The sequence below is a fragment of the Flavobacterium sp. MR2016-29 genome (assembly GCF_015350695.1).
GTDB lineage: Bacteria > Bacteroidota > Bacteroidia > Flavobacteriales > Flavobacteriaceae > Flavobacterium.
In genome coordinates this window covers 256010-272705 of record NZ_JADKPU010000001.1, presented here as the reverse complement: position 1 = coordinate 272705, position 16696 = coordinate 256010, and the positions used below count along the sequence as shown (strand labels likewise).

General features: G+C 34.8%; 17 protein-coding genes and 1 tRNA gene. 10 read left to right on the top strand and 8 right to left on the bottom strand.

Features of this window, described 5'->3' with window-relative positions:
• Positions 1-25: 25 nt before the first annotated feature.
• From IR010_RS20185 to IR010_RS01250, 6 genes are all read right to left on the bottom strand, one after another.
• Positions 26-160, bottom strand: a complete 135-nt coding sequence (locus IR010_RS20185) for a hypothetical protein (RefSeq protein ID WP_255526276.1) — start codon at positions 158-160, stop codon at positions 26-28.
• Between the two features lie 758 nt (positions 161-918).
• Positions 919-1827: an alpha/beta fold hydrolase gene (locus tag IR010_RS01270; protein WP_194600871.1), complete on the bottom strand. Its 909-nt coding sequence runs from the start codon at positions 1825-1827 to the stop codon at positions 919-921.
• Positions 1828-1840: 13 nt separating this feature from the next.
• Positions 1841-3580 (bottom strand): amidohydrolase, encoded by a 1740-nt coding sequence (locus IR010_RS01265; protein ID WP_228515047.1) that lies wholly within the window; start codon positions 3578-3580, stop codon positions 1841-1843.
• A gap of 38 nt (positions 3581-3618) precedes the next feature.
• Positions 3619-4740 carry a DUF1214 domain-containing protein gene (locus tag IR010_RS01260; protein ID WP_194600868.1) on the bottom strand — a complete coding sequence of 374 codons (1122 nt, stop codon included), beginning with the start codon at positions 4738-4740 and terminating at the stop codon, positions 3619-3621.
• Between the two features lie 73 nt (positions 4741-4813).
• Positions 4814-6562, bottom strand: coding sequence for an amidohydrolase (locus IR010_RS01255; protein ID WP_194600865.1), 1749 nt, complete (start codon positions 6560-6562; stop codon positions 4814-4816).
• 803 nt (positions 6563-7365) lie between these two features.
• Positions 7366-7914, bottom strand: a complete 549-nt coding sequence (locus IR010_RS01250) for a TetR/AcrR family transcriptional regulator (protein ID WP_194600862.1) — start codon at positions 7912-7914, stop codon at positions 7366-7368.
• A gap of 246 nt (positions 7915-8160) precedes the next feature.
• Here IR010_RS01250 and IR010_RS01245 point away from each other — a divergent pair, with 246 nt between their 5' ends.
• The 7 genes from IR010_RS01245 (at position 8161) to IR010_RS01215 (ending at position 13885) form a co-directional block, all read left to right on the top strand.
• Positions 8161-9192, top strand: coding sequence for an NAD-dependent epimerase/dehydratase family protein (locus IR010_RS01245; RefSeq protein ID WP_194602419.1), 1032 nt, complete (start codon positions 8161-8163; stop codon positions 9190-9192).
• A gap of 19 nt (positions 9193-9211) precedes the next feature.
• Positions 9212-9634, top strand: a complete 423-nt coding sequence (locus IR010_RS01240; protein WP_228515046.1) for a DUF2141 domain-containing protein — start codon at positions 9212-9214, stop codon at positions 9632-9634.
• Between the two features lie 305 nt (positions 9635-9939).
• Entirely contained in the window at positions 9940-10518 is a 579-nt protein-coding gene (locus tag IR010_RS01235; protein WP_194566261.1) for a Crp/Fnr family transcriptional regulator, read from the top strand.
• A 164-nt stretch (positions 10519-10682) separates the two neighbouring features.
• Positions 10683-11540 carry an SDR family oxidoreductase gene (locus tag IR010_RS01230; protein WP_194600859.1) on the top strand — a complete coding sequence of 286 codons (858 nt, stop codon included), beginning with the start codon at positions 10683-10685 and terminating at the stop codon, positions 11538-11540.
• A 39-nt stretch (positions 11541-11579) separates the two neighbouring features.
• Positions 11580-12596: a VOC family protein gene (locus tag IR010_RS01225; protein ID WP_194600856.1), complete on the top strand. Its 1017-nt coding sequence runs from the start codon at positions 11580-11582 to the stop codon at positions 12594-12596.
• A 105-nt stretch (positions 12597-12701) separates the two neighbouring features.
• Entirely contained in the window at positions 12702-13145 is a 444-nt protein-coding gene (locus tag IR010_RS01220) for a nuclear transport factor 2 family protein (protein WP_194566255.1), read from the top strand.
• A gap of 260 nt (positions 13146-13405) precedes the next feature.
• Entirely contained in the window at positions 13406-13885 is a 480-nt protein-coding gene (locus IR010_RS01215; protein WP_194600853.1) for a DUF1203 domain-containing protein, read from the top strand.
• 78 nt (positions 13886-13963) lie between these two features.
• Here the strand turns inward: IR010_RS01215 and IR010_RS01210 are convergent, their stop codons facing one another.
• Positions 13964-14590, bottom strand: a complete 627-nt coding sequence (locus tag IR010_RS01210; protein WP_194600850.1) for an NAD(P)H-dependent oxidoreductase — start codon at positions 14588-14590, stop codon at positions 13964-13966.
• A 76-nt stretch (positions 14591-14666) separates the two neighbouring features.
• Between IR010_RS01210 and IR010_RS01205 the strand changes: the two genes are divergently transcribed.
• Positions 14667-15050 (top strand): winged helix-turn-helix transcriptional regulator, encoded by a 384-nt coding sequence (locus IR010_RS01205; RefSeq protein WP_029270080.1) that lies wholly within the window; start codon positions 14667-14669, stop codon positions 15048-15050.
• Positions 15051-15178: 128 nt separating this feature from the next.
• Here IR010_RS01205 and IR010_RS01200 read toward each other — a convergent pair.
• A tRNA-Arg gene (locus IR010_RS01200) sits at positions 15179-15252 on the bottom strand.
• Between the two features lie 112 nt (positions 15253-15364).
• Between IR010_RS01200 and IR010_RS01195 the strand changes: the two genes are divergently transcribed.
• Both IR010_RS01195 and IR010_RS01190 read left to right on the top strand, forming a co-directional pair.
• On the top strand, positions 15365-15877 hold the full coding sequence (locus IR010_RS01195; protein ID WP_194600847.1) for an adenine phosphoribosyltransferase: 513 nt from the start codon (positions 15365-15367) through the stop codon (positions 15875-15877).
• A 31-nt stretch (positions 15878-15908) separates the two neighbouring features.
• Positions 15909-16682: a hypothetical protein gene (locus tag IR010_RS01190; RefSeq protein ID WP_194600844.1), complete on the top strand. Its 774-nt coding sequence runs from the start codon at positions 15909-15911 to the stop codon at positions 16680-16682.
• Positions 16683-16696 lie beyond the last annotated feature (14 nt).

The following is a 16696-nucleotide window of genomic DNA, read 5'->3' as shown; positions in this document are numbered from 1 at the left end:
AATTTAAAGGTATTTATAGTGTTTTTTAATATTTATTTGATTGACTCTCTTTTTTCCCACTTAAAAATTTCCGAATAACTACAGTTGCCATATCGGTTAGAAATTTTAAGATTTCACTTGCTTCATCAACGCTAACATTCATTCCTTCATCTTTAAGCATTTTTTGTGCTGTTTGAGGTGTAATTCTATCTTTAGATTCTTCTTCAAATTACATTAGCAAAAATTTTGTTAACATAAAGGCAGTGTGCTTTATTAATAATATGGTTTTAAGATTGTTATGTTTGGTTTGAATCCAGTTAAGTTGACCTTACTGGATTACAAACTTTTAATATTTATAAGTTAAAGTGGGTTAATTCTTTAGAAAAAGTGCAAAAAAAAAGTTAAAACGAAGGTTTTAACTTTTTTTTAAGAGTGACATCTAGTTTACAATTTACAAATCATTTTATGAATGATTTAAAGAAATTGGCTTATTTTTCTATTGATTTGTAAGATAATTATTTTTATTTTTTGTTTGTAAGCGGTTTGTATGTATCGTAGGGGTTAAATGATAAAAAAGTTGTATTTTTTTTAAATTTCCAAGAGCAAATTCCATCGTTTTCCGATCGATTAAAATTTTTACTTAATTAAAGTTATATTCAAAGTAAACTTAAAATAAATTACTTAGATATTTCTAATCAAAATATAGTTTTATGTTTTGAATTTAAATGCTTTAATATTTTAAGCACACTTTATTCTATCTGCTTTTTTCCATTGCCAGAAGAAGTAACCATATCTTTATCTGATTTGAGCGTTATTGTTTTCGGCTATTTTATCCAATTTGCATCATTGCCTGATTGGAAAAAAAAAGCAAGGGAATTATTACTGTAAACAGTAAAGACAGTAATTTAATTCTGTTTTTTCATCTTTGAATATTGATAATTAATCTTGCTTTGCTGATTTGACCTCGTCAGAGGGAGTGTTAAGTATAAATTCTACCATGAGACGTTTGATGTCATTCCCTTTTTCGTTCAGCATATTATGACCGCATAACGGCAATCCTACTAACCAGGTTTTAGGTCTCTCTTTGGCTATATTTAAGGCACTTTCAGGCACTGCAACCCGATCTAATAAACAAGTTATAACTAACATTGGCGCAGTACCACCCGTAGACCACTGTTCTTTTGGTGTGGCATCACTAGACTTAGCCTGTTGTCCGGCCAAGGTTGGAAATTCGCCTTGTGCTTGATCCAGCAATGCCAAATGCTCGTTACCTGGAGCATACATAAGCTGTCCTTGTAATTTAAGCCATTCTTCTTTGCTAATTGACGGATCCATATAGCGTTGATACAGCGCCATAGTCTCTACAGATGGTTGTACTTCACCACCGGCACCAATTAAAACAATACCCAAAACACGTTCGGGGTGATCTTGTGAAGCGGTTCTCACCACACGATTTCCATACGTTTTTCCAGCTAGGTAAACTTCTTTTAGACCGAGTTCGTCTGCCGCTTTCCAAAGATCATCTGCATAATCGTGGAGTGTTAATCCCTCAATTTTTCCGGTGCTGGCTCCTAAGGTTCGGTAATTGTAGGTAATAACTTTGATTCCTTTTGATGCAATTGCCTGAGCCAGTTCATCTAGCTGGATTGCGGGCCTGCCGTTACCGGCAGCCATAATTAAAGCGACTGGGCCATTGCCATAAACAAAGGTTTCGATTTGAATGCCGTTTGCCTGTATCAGCTTTCTTGTCCCGTTTGATTCGTTTTTTTGGGAGTATCCGAATGTTATAGTCAACAAAATAAATATGCTCAGCAATGGCTTTGAGTGAGTATGATATAACTTTTTCATTTCGACTTTTTTTTTAATTTTTAAATACAGTTTTCCCTTCTTTGATGGATTCTAAAATTTGAATAGTATTAATATCCATTGGATTTATTTTTAATGGATTTTTATCCAAAATCACCAAATCGGCCAGCTTTCCTTTCGTTAATGTGCCCTTCGAGTTTTCTTCGAAATATTGGATTGCAGCCCATTCTGTCAGCGTTTTTAATCCTTCGTAAGGAGTAATTCGTTGGTTTGGTCCCAATATTTTTCCGCTTCTGGTGACTCTGTTTACCGTTGCATCCAGTACTCGCATCGAATTCGGGAAAGTAACCGGTGCATCATGGTGAGAAGTGGTGATAAGTCCTGCATCTATTGCATCTCTCATCGGCGAAATATAATCAGCTCTTGGATGTCCCAAAACCGAAGTCAAATGCCAATCGCCCCAATAAAAAGTGTGCATTGGGAATAATGATGGAATCACTTTTAGGCGGACCAATTCCGGAATTTGATCTTTACGCAATGTTTGTCCATGAATAAGTACCGTTCTGTGATCGGGATAATTGTATTTTTTTTCCGCGAGATCAATCGCTTCTAAATATTGATCAATTGCAGCATCACCATTGGTGTGGCACAATAGCTGCCATTTATTTTTAAAGGCAAGTGCTACATAATCATCCGCCTGTCGATCGGTCATTACGCCTTGTCCTTTATAATCTGCTTTTTCACCTGCAGGCGGAATATGGTAAGGGTGGGATAACCATGCGGTTTTACCTTGTGGCGAACCATCCAAGGTCAATTTTACGCCGCCAATTCGGTATTTATTTTTATATTGATGTGTGGGGCTGTAATAAGGGCTTTTCATAATTTTTTCTACACCCAGCGCAACATCAGGATAAGAAACAATGTCTAAATAGAACTTTTTGCTGTTTGCTCCATCTTCTAACTGTGACATTTGCTGTAAAGTAGCCCTGCCTTCTTGTACTGTTAAATAGCCATTTTTAGCATACTCAACGAGCGCTTTATCAATAAACATAGTATTAGCTTCTGCATCTCCTTTGCCTAAAATAGGGAATAGCACGGCAAAAAAAGCACCTTCTTCCAATACGCCGTTTGGCGTCCCATCAGCATTTCTACGATATTTTCCACCCGCGGGGTCTTTGGTATCCTTATTGATGCCCAATATTTTCATTGCATAGGAGTTAAGTACGCCTAAATGTCCTGATTGATGTACGATAACTACGGGTTCAGTGGTACTTATTTTATCTAAATCAGCAGCTTTTGGGTGGTCCGCTTCTTTGAGTTGGGAATCATCGTAGCCATTACCTAAAATCCAACCGAATTTTTTAATCATCGTTTTACCGTCTGCTGAATTTTTATATTGGTTCATTGCATTGATAATTGAAGCAAAATCGGCACCGGGACCATCCGGAGGCGGAAGTAGATTGGCAACCGATGCGGTAAAACCGACATTTAGAAAATGACTATGGGCATCTAAAAATGCGGGAAGCATGGTTTTTCCTTCCAAATCAATCATGATGTGTTCTGATCCTGCTTGCTTCATGGCTTCTTGTTCCTTGCCTACAAATAGTATTTTTCCGTCTTTAACGACAATCGCTTGGGCATAAGTGGGCTTTTTTCCTTCCATGGTAATGATGTCCCCATTGTAATAAACGATAGCTTTGCTGGCAGGACTTTGATCTGTCAACAGTTTTTCGTCTTTTTTACAGGAGATCATCAACATTGCAAATGCTAATATTGATAAGATTAAATTTTTCATAAGCTTATTAGTTAATTAAAAGAATAAATCATTTGTTTTTATTGTTTTACTTCTACTAATTCCGGGCATTTCCAGGTTCCATTCAAAATTTCTTTGCGAGGCCTGTACAGTCTAATCATATAATTCCATCCCTTCATGATATATAAAAAATTTGGCTGGTTGGGATCTCCTCCAAAATGTATGGTTACGCTGCCATCAGGATTCTTCTTGGATGTTATCGAATTGAAATTATAGCTACTGTATTTATTTACTTCATAGTATCCTTTTTCATTGTATAAAGAAACAGACCAAAAAGCATCTACAGGAACATCTTTCAGAGTCAGGGTATAAGCAGTTACACCATCATCTTTAGGTGGATTTAAATTAAGATAAATAGCATCTTTTTCTGGATTTCCACCGTAACCTCCCGCTGTTCCTAACAGTTGTCGTACTTGGGTTACTTCCCATTCTGTGCCAAAAGCGGCTTTACTGTTAGGTAAATCTTTGGCCAATGCCAAAAGTAAATTACGCGTTTTTGTAAGGCTCTCTTCATCCCAATCGGGAATTTCCAACTTGCCCGTACTTGCTTGTTTGAAAACAATTGACTCTTGTATTGCTGTTACTATTTTATTGTCTTCAGAACTATTCGGATCTGCCAAAGTTCTGACGGTTATATGAATAAATCGGGTACCAACATTTTCTCTGGTCAAGGTATAATTGCCCGGTTCATAAAATACCCGGATATAGGAATCTTCATTGATCACCATCATCGATATAAAACGTCCTTTGGTATTGGGTATGGTAATGGTAAGCGGTGAGCTGAGATCAAAAATCCCATAAGAATATCTAGTATCGCGATTGGTGCGAATTATGGGTTGATGATTAACATCTGCCGGACCGCTGTTGTGGCATAATTTACCAAAGCATCCGTCATTTGTTCTGATTTTAAAATAGTTATCAGTTTCGGCGCGGACAAAATTATCGATTGTTATTTTTTGTTTTCCATTGGGCAGGGTAATTGGATCAAACAGCTTTTCGGTGTTCTTTTTGGGTGGTTTGCTAAAGGTGTTTATTGTGGGACTCAATTTTTCAATTGTTTTGCTTTTATTAGTATTCTGGCTGTAAGCACTAGTGAATAATACTATGCACGATGATAAAAGGATAGATGTCAAGATTTTCATACTATTTAACTGTTTAATTTATTAAAAATCTGTATGTAAATGATTAAAAATTATTATTTAAATAATCTGTTAACTAATCTTTTAAAGGAAATGATTTGCCTTCAAAGACAGTTTCTAACACTTTAATGTCTTTCATTTTCATAGGGTCTATCTTTAAAGGATTTTCGGCAAGTATGACGAAATCCGCTTTTTTACCCACTTTTATGGATCCCGTAATTTTCTCCAATTGCATTAAATTAGCCGCATCAATCGTAATGCCTTTCAATGCATCATAAGCAGATACTCTTTCTTGAGGCGCCATCAAAGTTCCATCGGCCGTTACACGATTAGTTGCTATCCAAGCCAAGAGCAATGGCTGAATAGGAGCCATAGTGAAATCGGAATGCAGGGCAAACTTCACTTTGTTTTTAACCAATGAGCCCAAACGAACCATTTCTGAACCTCTTTGCTGGCCAAGAACAGTATTGGATGCATATTTATCACCCATAGAATAGAGATAGTAGGGATTAGCAGACACCACCGCTCCTAATTTTGCAATACGGGCAGACTGTTCAGGTTTAGATTCTCCAAAATGCTCTATGGTGAGTCTTTGTTTTAATTGTGGCAATTCTTTTTGTAATTTTTCTAGTTCGTCTAAGATGGTTTCTAATCCCATGCTGCCATTGCAATGAATATGGATAGGATAACCTTTGTTCCACCAAAATTTCATGGCTTCATTTAAATTTTCAGGGGTCATAATCCATTCGCCGCTATGCCCGTCCAAATATCCTGGAGGTAAAACTTGAAAATTCTGACCAAAAAATGCACCATCAGCATAAAGTTTTACGGCATGTTCTATTATAATATGTGGCGAAGTCTTTTTGCCAAACTCCTTTACATCGGTAAACGTTTTTTCAAAATCACCGCCATTTACCAGGTTCAATGTATTTACATCGGGAGTAAATTGCATACGGAAAGGTGTCTTATCGTTTTCCAGATTATTCTTCATGTAATTAAAATCGCCCCAAAGTTCTCCCGATGAACCTGTACCCATATCGCCAATGGTAGTTAGTCCTCCCATATGTACAAGGTCACGAAGTTTTAACATATTGGTCTTCATAACTTCATCATTTCTAATGGTCGGTGCCCATTTCGGAACAACGACATTGAAAAATCCAGCTTCTACAAATTTTCCGGCAGCATAATCAATTTGGCTGTTTCCTTCAGTTTCCTTCTCGGTAATATTCAAATACTTCAAACCAGCGGTGTTCAACCACATTACATGAGCAGAATATTGCCAAATCATAATCGGTCGTTTAGTAGAAATTCCATCCAATTCCTTACGTGAAATTTCTCCGTGAAAAGGCTCCATAAAACCCCAAACCACAAGAGGTTCTTTAGGCTCTTTTAACTCAGCTTCATATTCTTTTACCTTGGCTATGAATGCTTCATGTCCTCTCACAGCCTTGACATTTCCCCAAGGAAAAACCCAGTCAAAAGGTGTAGCAAATTTAGTGCTCAAAATCATAGCACCAAGATTGGGATGCAAGTGCGGGTCTATAAGACCGGGCATCATTGTTTTGCCTTCCAAATTCACCATCTTATGGCCTTCCGCGGCTTGTCGCATGGCTTCGTCTTTCTTGCCTACAAACAATATTTTCCCATCTTTTACGACTACGGCTTCGGCGTAAGTAGCGTTTTCGCCTTCCATGGTTAGAATATCTCCGTTGTAATATACTGTGCTTATAGATGAAGGTTTATCTGCATTATCAGTTCTTGCTGTTTCTTGTCTGCAAGAGACCATAACTATGGAAAAAGCAAGCAATAAAATCAAGTTTTTCATGTGTTTTCTAAATTATGTTATGCTTAATTTTTATAGTTGAAAATTTTGGTATTTTATATCTGTTCGATTAAAGTAAATGAATTGAAAATCAGAAATATATATTAATGTTTTTATTGGCTACACCAAAATCGATTCTAATTATGTTTAAAAGTAAGAATTTATACTATGTGTAAATATGATTAGTATCACTTTTTAAATTGATCAGGATTATTTGCTTTACTAGTTTACGGTAATAATCAAGAAATTAACAGGAGGAATAAACCAGTTTTTGCATAAGTTGGGGTAACAGGTAATAATCAACAAATGGAAACGGATGATGAGATAATAAAACAATAGTAAATAGGATAGCATTATCATCTTTTGAACAGCAATTGAAAAACAATTTAGGAGAATTAAAAACTTAATTTCGGATATCTTCTTGGTGTTCGAATCCTGTTAATTTATCGAATGATAAGCTTAAAATTCATCTTATTTTCGTCTAAATACATAATATCTGTTGTTGTATCTTGTTCTCAGAATGATTCTAAAAAAAAGAAAAAAATGATTCAAAGTTACCTTATTTAATAGTATAAACGAAAAAGGCGCCAACTGTCTTCAATTGGCGCCTTTTGGCTGTTTGTGAACCCTACGGGACATTGAGAGAAAATTGATATCGTTTTATTTTTGATTTTCACAAAATGTACTTTTATATTTTTTACTATATTTAATTAATGTAAAAGATACCGCCTTACCTTTTTGCAAAAAAGGTCTGCATTCGTTTGCTTTGACACATTCTATTAGGAATTGGTAGCTAATAAAAATTGCTATAATTTATTGAGTTTATTTACTAGATAACTAATCATTTGTGCAATACTTTCAGCAGGAATAGAGAAATCGTTTTCTATCCAATCTTTAATGACAGCAATACTTCCTTTTTCGCCAAATTGGTAGGCCATTTCAGCAAAAGGCTTCATTTCGTCAGTAAGTTCTATTTGATTTTCAACTTGAAAATTATTGCGAACACTTCTCAAGATTCGCGACAGAATTCCGCTTCCATCTGCTTTGGTAAAGACAATTTTACTCATCTGCTTATCGCTTTCCAGTAACTGGCAGCTGAGCAATATCACATCATCCATATTGGTGCTTTTACGCAAAACCACTGAGAGTTTTTCAAAAACATCATCTTCTATTTCAAGCAGTATATCCAGCGGAATATTATAATGCCGATAAAATGTATTGCGGTTGACATCGGCTGTTTTACACAGTTCGGTTATGGTAATTTCACTTAATTCACTCTTGTTCAGTAAACTAAATAATGCCTCACGCAATATTTTTTTAGTATACTGAACCCTTCTATCTTTTCTTAAATCCATCATAAATTATTTTACATACGCTACAAAAGCATTAGTCTTTGTTCGTTAATGTACAGTATCATCCTTTTTTGAAACAGCAAATACATTCTTCTTTAATAGATTTACATAGTAATCAAAAAAGAACACAACGTTAAATAATGAACATATTGTATAACAAATCTAACTTTTTCATCAAGATTTAATCGGATTGAAAAGGACAAATGTTAAATTAAAAAAAATGGAAAATAAGATCTCACGAAAAAAAAAATACTTCTGACGGGTGCATCTGGAACTGTAGGATTTGAAACCTTGCAGCATCTGGTTCAGCATACGGATTATGAGATAACGGTTTTTGATTTAAAAACCCAAAATTCGGTAAAAAAACTGGCTCCCTTTCGATCTCATGTAGAGATTATATACGGCGACATCAGCAATAGAGAAGAAGTGCTAAAAGTTGCCCTAAATAAGGATGCAGCTATCCATTTGGCAGCGGTCATTCCACCTCTTGCCGATATAGATCCAGAGATGGCTTACAGTGTCAATGTGAGAGGAACCGAAAACCTTATTTACGCTTTAGAGAAGAATTCACCAGATTGTTATTTGATTTTTAGTTCCAGTATTTCAGTTTATGGTGACAGGATGAAGAATCCCGAGATAAGTATCACTGATATCTTGCAGCCCAGTCACGGTGATCAGTATGGAGAAACAAAGGTGTTGTGTGAATCGTTGATTGCGAAATCCAAATTATCGTGGAGTATTTTTCGTCTCGCTGCAATTATGGGGAACCATAAGATATCCAAATTGATGTTTCACATGCCGCTGGATACACCAATGGAAATCTGCACGCCAAAAGATACGGGCAGAGCTTTTGCTAAAGCAATTGGAAACCAAAAAAAACTAGAGAACCAAATATTCAACCTAGGAGGGGGAGAGGATTGTGTTATTACTTATAGATCTTTTCTAGACAAAATGTTTGCTGAATTTGGCTTAGGCGAGGCTGATTTTCCACAAAAGGCGTTTGCAGAGAAAAATTTTCACTGCGGGATTTTAAAAGATGGCGAAGATTTAGATAATATTCTAGGTTTTAGACAGCAAAATTTGAACGATTATTTCGAGATGGTCCGACAGAAAATTCATCCTCTCCAAAAAGCAATCACCTTCATTTTTAAAAGTATTATAAAAAAATGGCTGCTCTCACAATCAGAACCCTATCAGGCGTTTAAAAAAGGGAATGTAAAAAAAATGAATCACTTTTTTAACCCATTAGAGAAAGAGAAGCTAGAAAAGGTTCTATTGTAAATCCTAAAAAATATTACTTATGAAAATTAAAATGATAAGCTTAATAATACTTCTAACAGTTAATTTAGCACTGTTTGCACAACATAATTTCAGCGTTGAAGTATCGGGCGTAGAACCCGGCAAAGGATCTGTTTTTTTTGGATTGTACGATAAAGAGAAAGGCTTTCTTGATAATGCGTCACAGATTGCCACCGCAAAAGTAAAAGCTACAGAAAATAAAGTGGTTTACACCTTCAAAAACCTGCCGGATGGCGATTATGCTATTGCTGTTTATCAAGACCTAAATAATAACGGAAAATGTGATAGAAATATGATTGGTTATCCAACAGAAGGATTTGGATTTTCTAAAAATTATAAACCAAAACTCTCAGCACCTGATTTTGACGAGGTGAAAATTGCAGTTAACCAGTATGCTAAAACCAGTATTGTATTGATTAAATAGAAGAGCATAAACGTAAGTTTTAATTGTGTGATTCGTTAAAAAAAAGCCCCAATTGCCTTTAATTGGCTCCTTTTGGCTTTAGTGAACTCGACTGGAAAAATTTCTATAAATTTTATGGATGATTTGAAGAAATAGTTTACCATATGTAGTGTTGTGTAGGGGATTAATGTCTTTTTTGGTCATATGATAATACATAATGAACTTTAAAAAAAATCTTTATAAAGCGTAATATCGACAAAAATTGGAATTATATCTGCTGAGATAAATTTGCCGATAAGAGAGCTTTTATATAATTTTACATTTGTATGTATGAAATATTCCAAAAATATCTTGACGATAAAACAACCCTGACAGAATCAGAGTCTGCTTATATTAAATCCTTTGCCATTGAAAAAAAACTGCGTAAAAGACAGTATCTTCTTCAGGAAGGGGATATTTGGAAATATGATGCATTTATTACTCAGGGATGCCTTCGGACTTATTCTGTGGATGAAAAAGGAAGTGAGCATGTAAATAGCTTTAGTATTGAAAATTGGTGGACAGGAGATAGAGAAAGCCTGATGTTCCAGCAGCCGTCACGTTTTAATATAGACGCGATTGAAGATAGTGAACTTATATTGTTTACCCATGAAAATTTTGAAATGCTTTGCAGGGAAATACCTGCTTTTAATAATATGATCAATGTAATTTTGCAAAGAAGTTTTATTGCAGCACAAAACAGAATTCAAGGATCACTTAGTTTTACGGCAGAAGAAAAGTATTTAAACTTTATCAATAAATATCCTGGTTTTGCTTCACGCATACCACAGACCATGATTGCATCTTATCTCGGCATGACACCAGAAACATTAAGCCGTATACGGAAACAGACGGCAAAGAAATAATTAAAAGAAAGGAGCTTAAAGCTCCTTTTTTTTATGCCCCATGCAGAACACTTGATCTATATCAAGTTTTTACTTATTTCTAATCAATGTAAAGGTTTTGCAGTTGTCGCAACTTTGTAATGTTCAAAAGGGACAAACTTTATAAACATATAAAATTAGAAATCATGTCAAAAACAATTTTAATTACTGGTACAAGTTCAGGATTTGGTAAACTTACAGCTATAACATTAGCAAATGCCGGCCATTCAGTAATTGCAGGAATGCGAAATACAAAAGATAAAAATGCAGCAGCAGCAAAAGAATTAAGTGCAATTGATAACATTGAAGTAGTAGATATAGATATTACAGATGATGGATCGGTTAGTAATGCTGTAGAAAAAATGCTTACTAAATACGGAAAAATTGATGTGCTTATCAATAATGCTGCAGTAAGCGGTTTTGGTCTGCTGGAAGGATATTCAATTGATCAGGTCCGCAGGATGTTCGATGTAAATGTTTACAGCGTGCTTCGTATGTATCAAGCAGTGCTTCCTACAATGAGAAAAGAAAAAAATGGTCTTATTATCAATATTACTACTGGAGCAAGCGGTCATACACTTCCTTTTATGATTCCTTATATCGCATCAAAATTGGTAGTTGAAAGTTTTACCGAAGGTCTTCAGGATGAACTAAGAGATTACGGAATTGAGAATGTGAGCATTCAGCCGGGAGTTTATCCAACAGAAATGAATAACGGTTCTAAAGCTGGTATTCATGCAGATAAAGCTGAAATTATAGAGGAGTATGGAGAAGCAGCGTCGGAAAAATTTAATGCATTAGGGACTGCGTTGTTTGGTAAAATGGCTGAGTTTGATATGAATCCCCAGACCATTGCTGACGGAATTCTAGAATTGGTAAGTATGAAAAAAGGAGACAGACCGCTTCGTTTTCCGCTGGATGCGATCGCTAAAGGGACTGACAAGGAATTTATAGAAGCTCGTGCAGCTATCAAAGCAAAATGGTTAGCAGCTTACAGTAATTAATTAAGATCAAAAAATCAAATTATATATAAAACAGTAATCATGAAAACACGTAATAAATCAAATCAAAAAATACAAACTTCTGCAGTTGCTTTATTAAATCTCGTTTTTTTGTTTTCAACGGCAGAAAAAGTGGAGGCTCAAAATAATGCAGGAATTATCGGAATCGATCATATTGGAATTAATGTACCGGATTTAAATCAGGGAATAACATTTTTCAGTGAGGTACTTGGTTTTAAACCCATAACACAACTTGGACCTATACCGTTGGACGCTGGCTGGAAAGAAGCGAATCATATAAATCCTGCTACTGGGGCTGTTACTATAAAGATGATAAATGCCGGAACAGGTGCAAGTATTGAAGTATTTAGTTACGCTGACAATAAAGGCAGTAAAGTACATCCTAATTCTGATGATATCGGAGCCTCTCATATTGCTTTTTATACAGCTGATATAAGTGAATCCGTAAAATATTTGAAATCCAAAGGCGTAAAAATATTAGGAGAACCATTTTTAACTCCATCTGGAGATACGGCAGGAGAATCATGGGTTTATTTTGAAACACCTTGGGGTTCTAAAATGGAGCTGGTTTCTTATCCGAATGGAAAAGGTTACGAAAAGAATAATCCTTCAGCAATTCTTTGGTCACCTAAAGACATAGAAAAAAAGGGGACTGATAAGCCGAATTCAAATATGATCTCTGAATCTGAAATCAAATCATTGGTAGAATTACACCTTGCAATATGGAATGAAAAAGATCTTAAAAAGCGCAGCAATTTAATGAAAAAAGTGTATGCTGAGAACATCCAGATGGTTGATACTCATTTTACTGCTATTGGATACCAGGAAATCAACAAATTTGTAGAAGATCTTCAGAAAAAAAGTTTGAATTCTAAATTTTCGCCTGTCAAAGCAATCGATGTAAATCAGAATACCGCAAGACTTTATTGGCAGAATGGACCTGCTGAAAAACCTAATGCCGTTACCGGAATGGATCTTTTTGTTTTCGAAAATGGAAAAGCGGTCAAACTATATGTTTTTGTTGACATCAAAAAATAAAACAAACCATAAGAATTATCGGTGAGCTTTACGGTTTTGTATTCAGAACTGTTTAAGAAAAAACGTCAATTTATATTTAAATACTAAACATAAAAAACAACAATTATGAAAGCTTCAATAGTAAATTCAAATTCAGAAAACGAAAAATTAATTCGAAAACTTTACAGTGTGGCAGAAAGCCAGGATGCGAAAGCATTTGTCGAACTTTTTACAGATGACGGTTATTTTTGGGATGTCTCTGCGGGAACTAAATATTATGGTGAAGATATTGGAAAAACAGTAGATGTTTATGCAGCAGCTTTTCCTGATATGCACAGAGAATTATATGAACTATATGTTTTGGACAATCAAAATACTGTAGTGGTAGAATTATCTTTAAATGGAACCCATAGAGGACCACTACAGTTTTCGTCAGGAATAATCGATCCCACTGGAAAAAAAATAGAAGTACCGTGTTGTGATGTTTTCAAAATCGAAAACGGCAGAATAAAATCTTTCCATTGTTATAGTGCAGGGACTATTCTTTTAGGGCAGTTAGGAATTTTCTGATTTACAATGAAGTTTAACGAAAAAGGCGCCAATTGTCTTCAATTGGCGCCTTTTTGCTGTTTATGACCTCGACTGCACAAATTTCTATAAATTTTATGGATGATTTGAAGAGATTGACTTACTAAATGTAGTTTAGATCTTCCATTGTTTTATGAATTTGGTCTGCATGTCCTGATGGATATCGAGGGAAATTGAGCAAGAAACGGATTTTTAATAAGAAGAACAGAATATAAATTTGTTTTGATTTAAAAATTAAAAAAATGAAAAAATTTAAAATTGTTCCGCTGTCTAAAGAGTTTGTAAGCCAAATTCGGAAAACAAATATTGATAATTTTGGTAATCAAGTTTATGAGCAATTAGCAGCAGGAAAAGGACCATGCCGAATTTCGTTGAAGCCATTTATTGTTGGTCAGGATGTTCGTTTGGTTTTTGCTTATAGTCCGTTTTCAGAGAACAATGCCTTTAATCAATCTGGCCCAATATTTATTCATAAAAACGAAGTGGAGCAATATTCGGATATTTACAATTTCCCCACAGAATTAAAAGCTGATAAAGAAAATTTCCCTCTATCGCTAATTGGCTATAGCAAAGAACAAAAAATGATTTTTACAAAATTAGTTGGCGATAATGATATCGATTTACTAATTGCCGAAATCTTTGAAACAAAAAGCGATGTTGAATATCTTCACGCAAGAAATTCAGAAGCTTGTTGTTTTATTTGTAAAATCGAAAGGGTGTAAAACCATAAAAAAAATCCCATTTCTACGAAATGGGATTTTTCTGTGATAAGCTTGTTCATGAAATAATAATTTAAATTATCATAGTTTAGTTGAGAATTCGTCAATTGGAAGACGAACTTTTGACATCGATGCCAGATAGTCGTTTGCAGCATCTCGATATCCAAGAGAAATAATCACTGAAGCGTGAAGATTTTTTTCTGTCAAACCTAAAATTTCATTAAATATTTCCGGATTAAAACCTTCCATAGGAGTTGCATCTACTTTAAGTTCAGCAGCTGCAATTAAGGCAGTTCCTAAGCCAATATAAGTCTGTTTGCTCGACCATACCGCATTTTGTTCAGGAGTTTGGGTTGAAAAATGAGAGATCAGAACATCTCTGAAATCGTTAAGCGCTCCAATTTCCAAATTGCGTTGTTCTTCCATCATTGCTACATAATCTGCAATGTATTCGTTTGTTATGCTGTTAAATGCGGCAAAGACGAGTAAGTGAGAAGAAGCCTGGATTTGTAAATTGAAAGAACCTTCAGCCAGTTTTTCTCTTATTTCCGGATTAGTTATCACAATCAGGCGATAAGGCTGTATCCCGCAAGAAGATGCAGTCAGGTTGATGGCTTCGATAATTTGGTCAATCTTATTTTCACTGATCAACTCTTCTGAATACTTTTTAACAGCATAGCGCCATTTTAAATTATTAATTAATTCCATTTTTATAATTTTTACTGCAAAGCTATAGTAATGATGTGTACATTTGTAACCAAGTGACAAAAAGTTATAGTGACAAATGAGTAACCACGTTTATGATATGAAGGAAAATTTCGATCCAATAAAAAGTTGCAGCCATAAAATATTGGCGATTAGTGATACAATGGACATTTTAAATGGAAAATGGAAAATGTCGATAATTGCGTGTCTGTGTTATAAGCCCATGCGCTACTCTGAATTGCTGAGGGAAGTAAAGGGTATTTCCGGTAAAGTTCTTAGCCGCGAATTGAAGGATTTGGAAATGAATGAATTAATTGAGCGTATAGTGTTAAACACTGCACCTGTCGCCGTAGAATACCGGATTACAGATTATGGTAATTCGCTCAAAGACCTTACCAATACTATTGCAGAATGGGGATTCATTCACAGAGAACGTATCATTTCTACAATGAAAAAGGAATGAGCTGGATTTTAAGTCGTGGACACTTACGGAAAAGTGATAATACTAAAAGCTTAAATATTTAAAATAATTTGAACAGTAAAGAAAAGACATAAAAAAAATCCCACTTCGTAAGAAATGGGATTTTATTGTGACCTCGACTGGATTCAAACCAGTAACCTTCTGAGCCGTAATCAGATGCGCTATTCAGTTGCGCCACGAGGCCTTTATATTTTCACTCAGCTAATTTTCGTACCTTTGTGAACGCTGTTTGCGGGTGCAAATATAGGGATAAATGTGAGATATACAAACATAAAATAACATAAAAATAAAAAAAAATGAAGATTGAAAATTATATACGTGATATTCAGGGATTTCCGAAAGAGGGAATTTTGTTTAAAGATATCACGCCACTGCTAAATGACCCAGATGCGAGAAAAGAATGCCTAAGAATTTTAGTTGAATCTCTAAAAGGACAGCAAATTGATAAGGTAGTAGGAGCAGAGAGCCGTGGTTTTTTCTTCGGAATTTTATTGGCGCAGGAATTAAATGCTGGTTTTATTCCCGTAAGGAAACCTAAAAAATTGCCGTTTGATACTATTTCAGCTTCATATGAGTTAGAATATGGTTCTGATAGTTTAGAAATGCATACTGATGCCATAAAAAAAGGAGATCGTGTTTTAATTCACGATGATGTTTTGGCTACTGGCGGAACTGCAAAAGCGGTTTGTGAATTGGTAGAAAAATTAGGCGGTGTAATTGTGCAATGTAATTTTTTGATGGAACTTTCTTTTTTAAACGGCAGAGATAAAATAAAGGATAATCCTATATTTGCTGCAATAACGTATTAATGTAACCCCAATCATTTTAAATACCGCCTACATGAAACAAATCTATTGTTTAGCATTATTCGCGCTACTTTTTTCTTGTAAAGAAAATAAGGAAACCAATTCTGAAAATTTAAATAAAAGTGCACAAAAAGATACTTTAAGCGTAAAAGAAATAAACACTACAGCCTCAAAAGAGAATTTTGAAAGTGATCTTAGACCGAGTGAAAAACTAAAACTTGGACAGCCTTATTCTGATACCGTTGAATTTGTTGAATTTGATAACAATGGAGATTTTCCGTTATTTTCAGTTCAAAAAAATAAAAAATTAGTTGGATTAGTTTCAAACTCTGAGGATGCGCCTAAATTTAAACGAGGCGATGTACTTGAATTAAAATGGAAAATGGACACGCTGTATGTTGCTGGAGAAAGTGAGGAGCTTAATTTTTCGGAATGGATGATCAGTGCCAAAAAAGTAAAAGATGGAAATGTAAGCTTGTTTCTTAAAAAATACAAGAAACCTATAAAATATTCTTCTGCAAAAGAAGATTATACAGATGGTTTTAAAGATTATTTGTACACCCAGGTCGAATATTATCTGGCAAATTCTAAACAAGAGCTAGTAAAAACGGCCATAAAAAATCCTGATGCTGACTTAAGTTATTCTATCGAAGAAAAAGATAAAGAGGGGCACATCTTTTACGTTTTGGGAATTTCAAATGATTTTGAGCATCATACCAATATTATTCAGTGGATTTATATTGACAGCAATAATAACCAATTATATGAGTATGATTTACCAAACGATAAATTAGTCGAATTCAATTAAAGCTAACCTAAAAA

Coding starts and splice junctions, on each gene's coding strand:
- IR010_RS01190 (WP_194600844.1), top strand. CDS start 15,909: ATGAAACAAATCTATTGTTTAGCATTATTCGCGCTACTTTTTTCTTGT.
- IR010_RS01195 (WP_194600847.1), top strand. CDS start 15,365: ATGAAGATTGAAAATTATATACGTGATATTCAGGGATTTCCGAAAGAG.
- IR010_RS01220 (WP_194566255.1), top strand. CDS start 12,702: ATGAAAGCTTCAATAGTAAATTCAAATTCAGAAAACGAAAAATTAATT.
- IR010_RS01255 (WP_194600865.1), bottom strand. CDS start 6,562: ATGAAAAACTTGATTTTATTGCTTGCTTTTTCCATAGTTATGGTCTCT.
- IR010_RS01215 (WP_194600853.1), top strand. CDS start 13,406: ATGAAAAAATTTAAAATTGTTCCGCTGTCTAAAGAGTTTGTAAGCCAA.
- IR010_RS01210 (WP_194600850.1), bottom strand. CDS start 14,590: ATGGAATTAATTAATAATTTAAAATGGCGCTATGCTGTTAAAAAGTAT.
- IR010_RS01205 (WP_029270080.1), top strand. CDS start 14,667: ATGAGTAACCACGTTTATGATATGAAGGAAAATTTCGATCCAATAAAA.
- IR010_RS01270 (WP_194600871.1), bottom strand. CDS start 1,827: ATGAAAAAGTTATATCATACTCACTCAAAGCCATTGCTGAGCATATTT.
- IR010_RS01265 (WP_228515047.1), bottom strand. CDS start 3,580: ATGAAAAATTTAATCTTATCAATATTAGCATTTGCAATGTTGATGATC.
- IR010_RS01250 (WP_194600862.1), bottom strand. CDS start 7,914: ATGGATTTAAGAAAAGATAGAAGGGTTCAGTATACTAAAAAAATATTG.
- IR010_RS01235 (WP_194566261.1), top strand. CDS start 9,940: ATGTATGAAATATTCCAAAAATATCTTGACGATAAAACAACCCTGACA.
- IR010_RS01225 (WP_194600856.1), top strand. CDS start 11,580: ATGAAAACACGTAATAAATCAAATCAAAAAATACAAACTTCTGCAGTT.
- IR010_RS01260 (WP_194600868.1), bottom strand. CDS start 4,740: ATGAAAATCTTGACATCTATCCTTTTATCATCGTGCATAGTATTATTC.
- IR010_RS01230 (WP_194600859.1), top strand. CDS start 10,683: ATGTCAAAAACAATTTTAATTACTGGTACAAGTTCAGGATTTGGTAAA.
- IR010_RS20185 (WP_255526276.1), bottom strand. CDS start 160: ATGCTTAAAGATGAAGGAATGAATGTTAGCGTTGATGAAGCAAGTGAA.
- IR010_RS01240 (WP_228515046.1), top strand. CDS start 9,212: ATGAAAATTAAAATGATAAGCTTAATAATACTTCTAACAGTTAATTTA.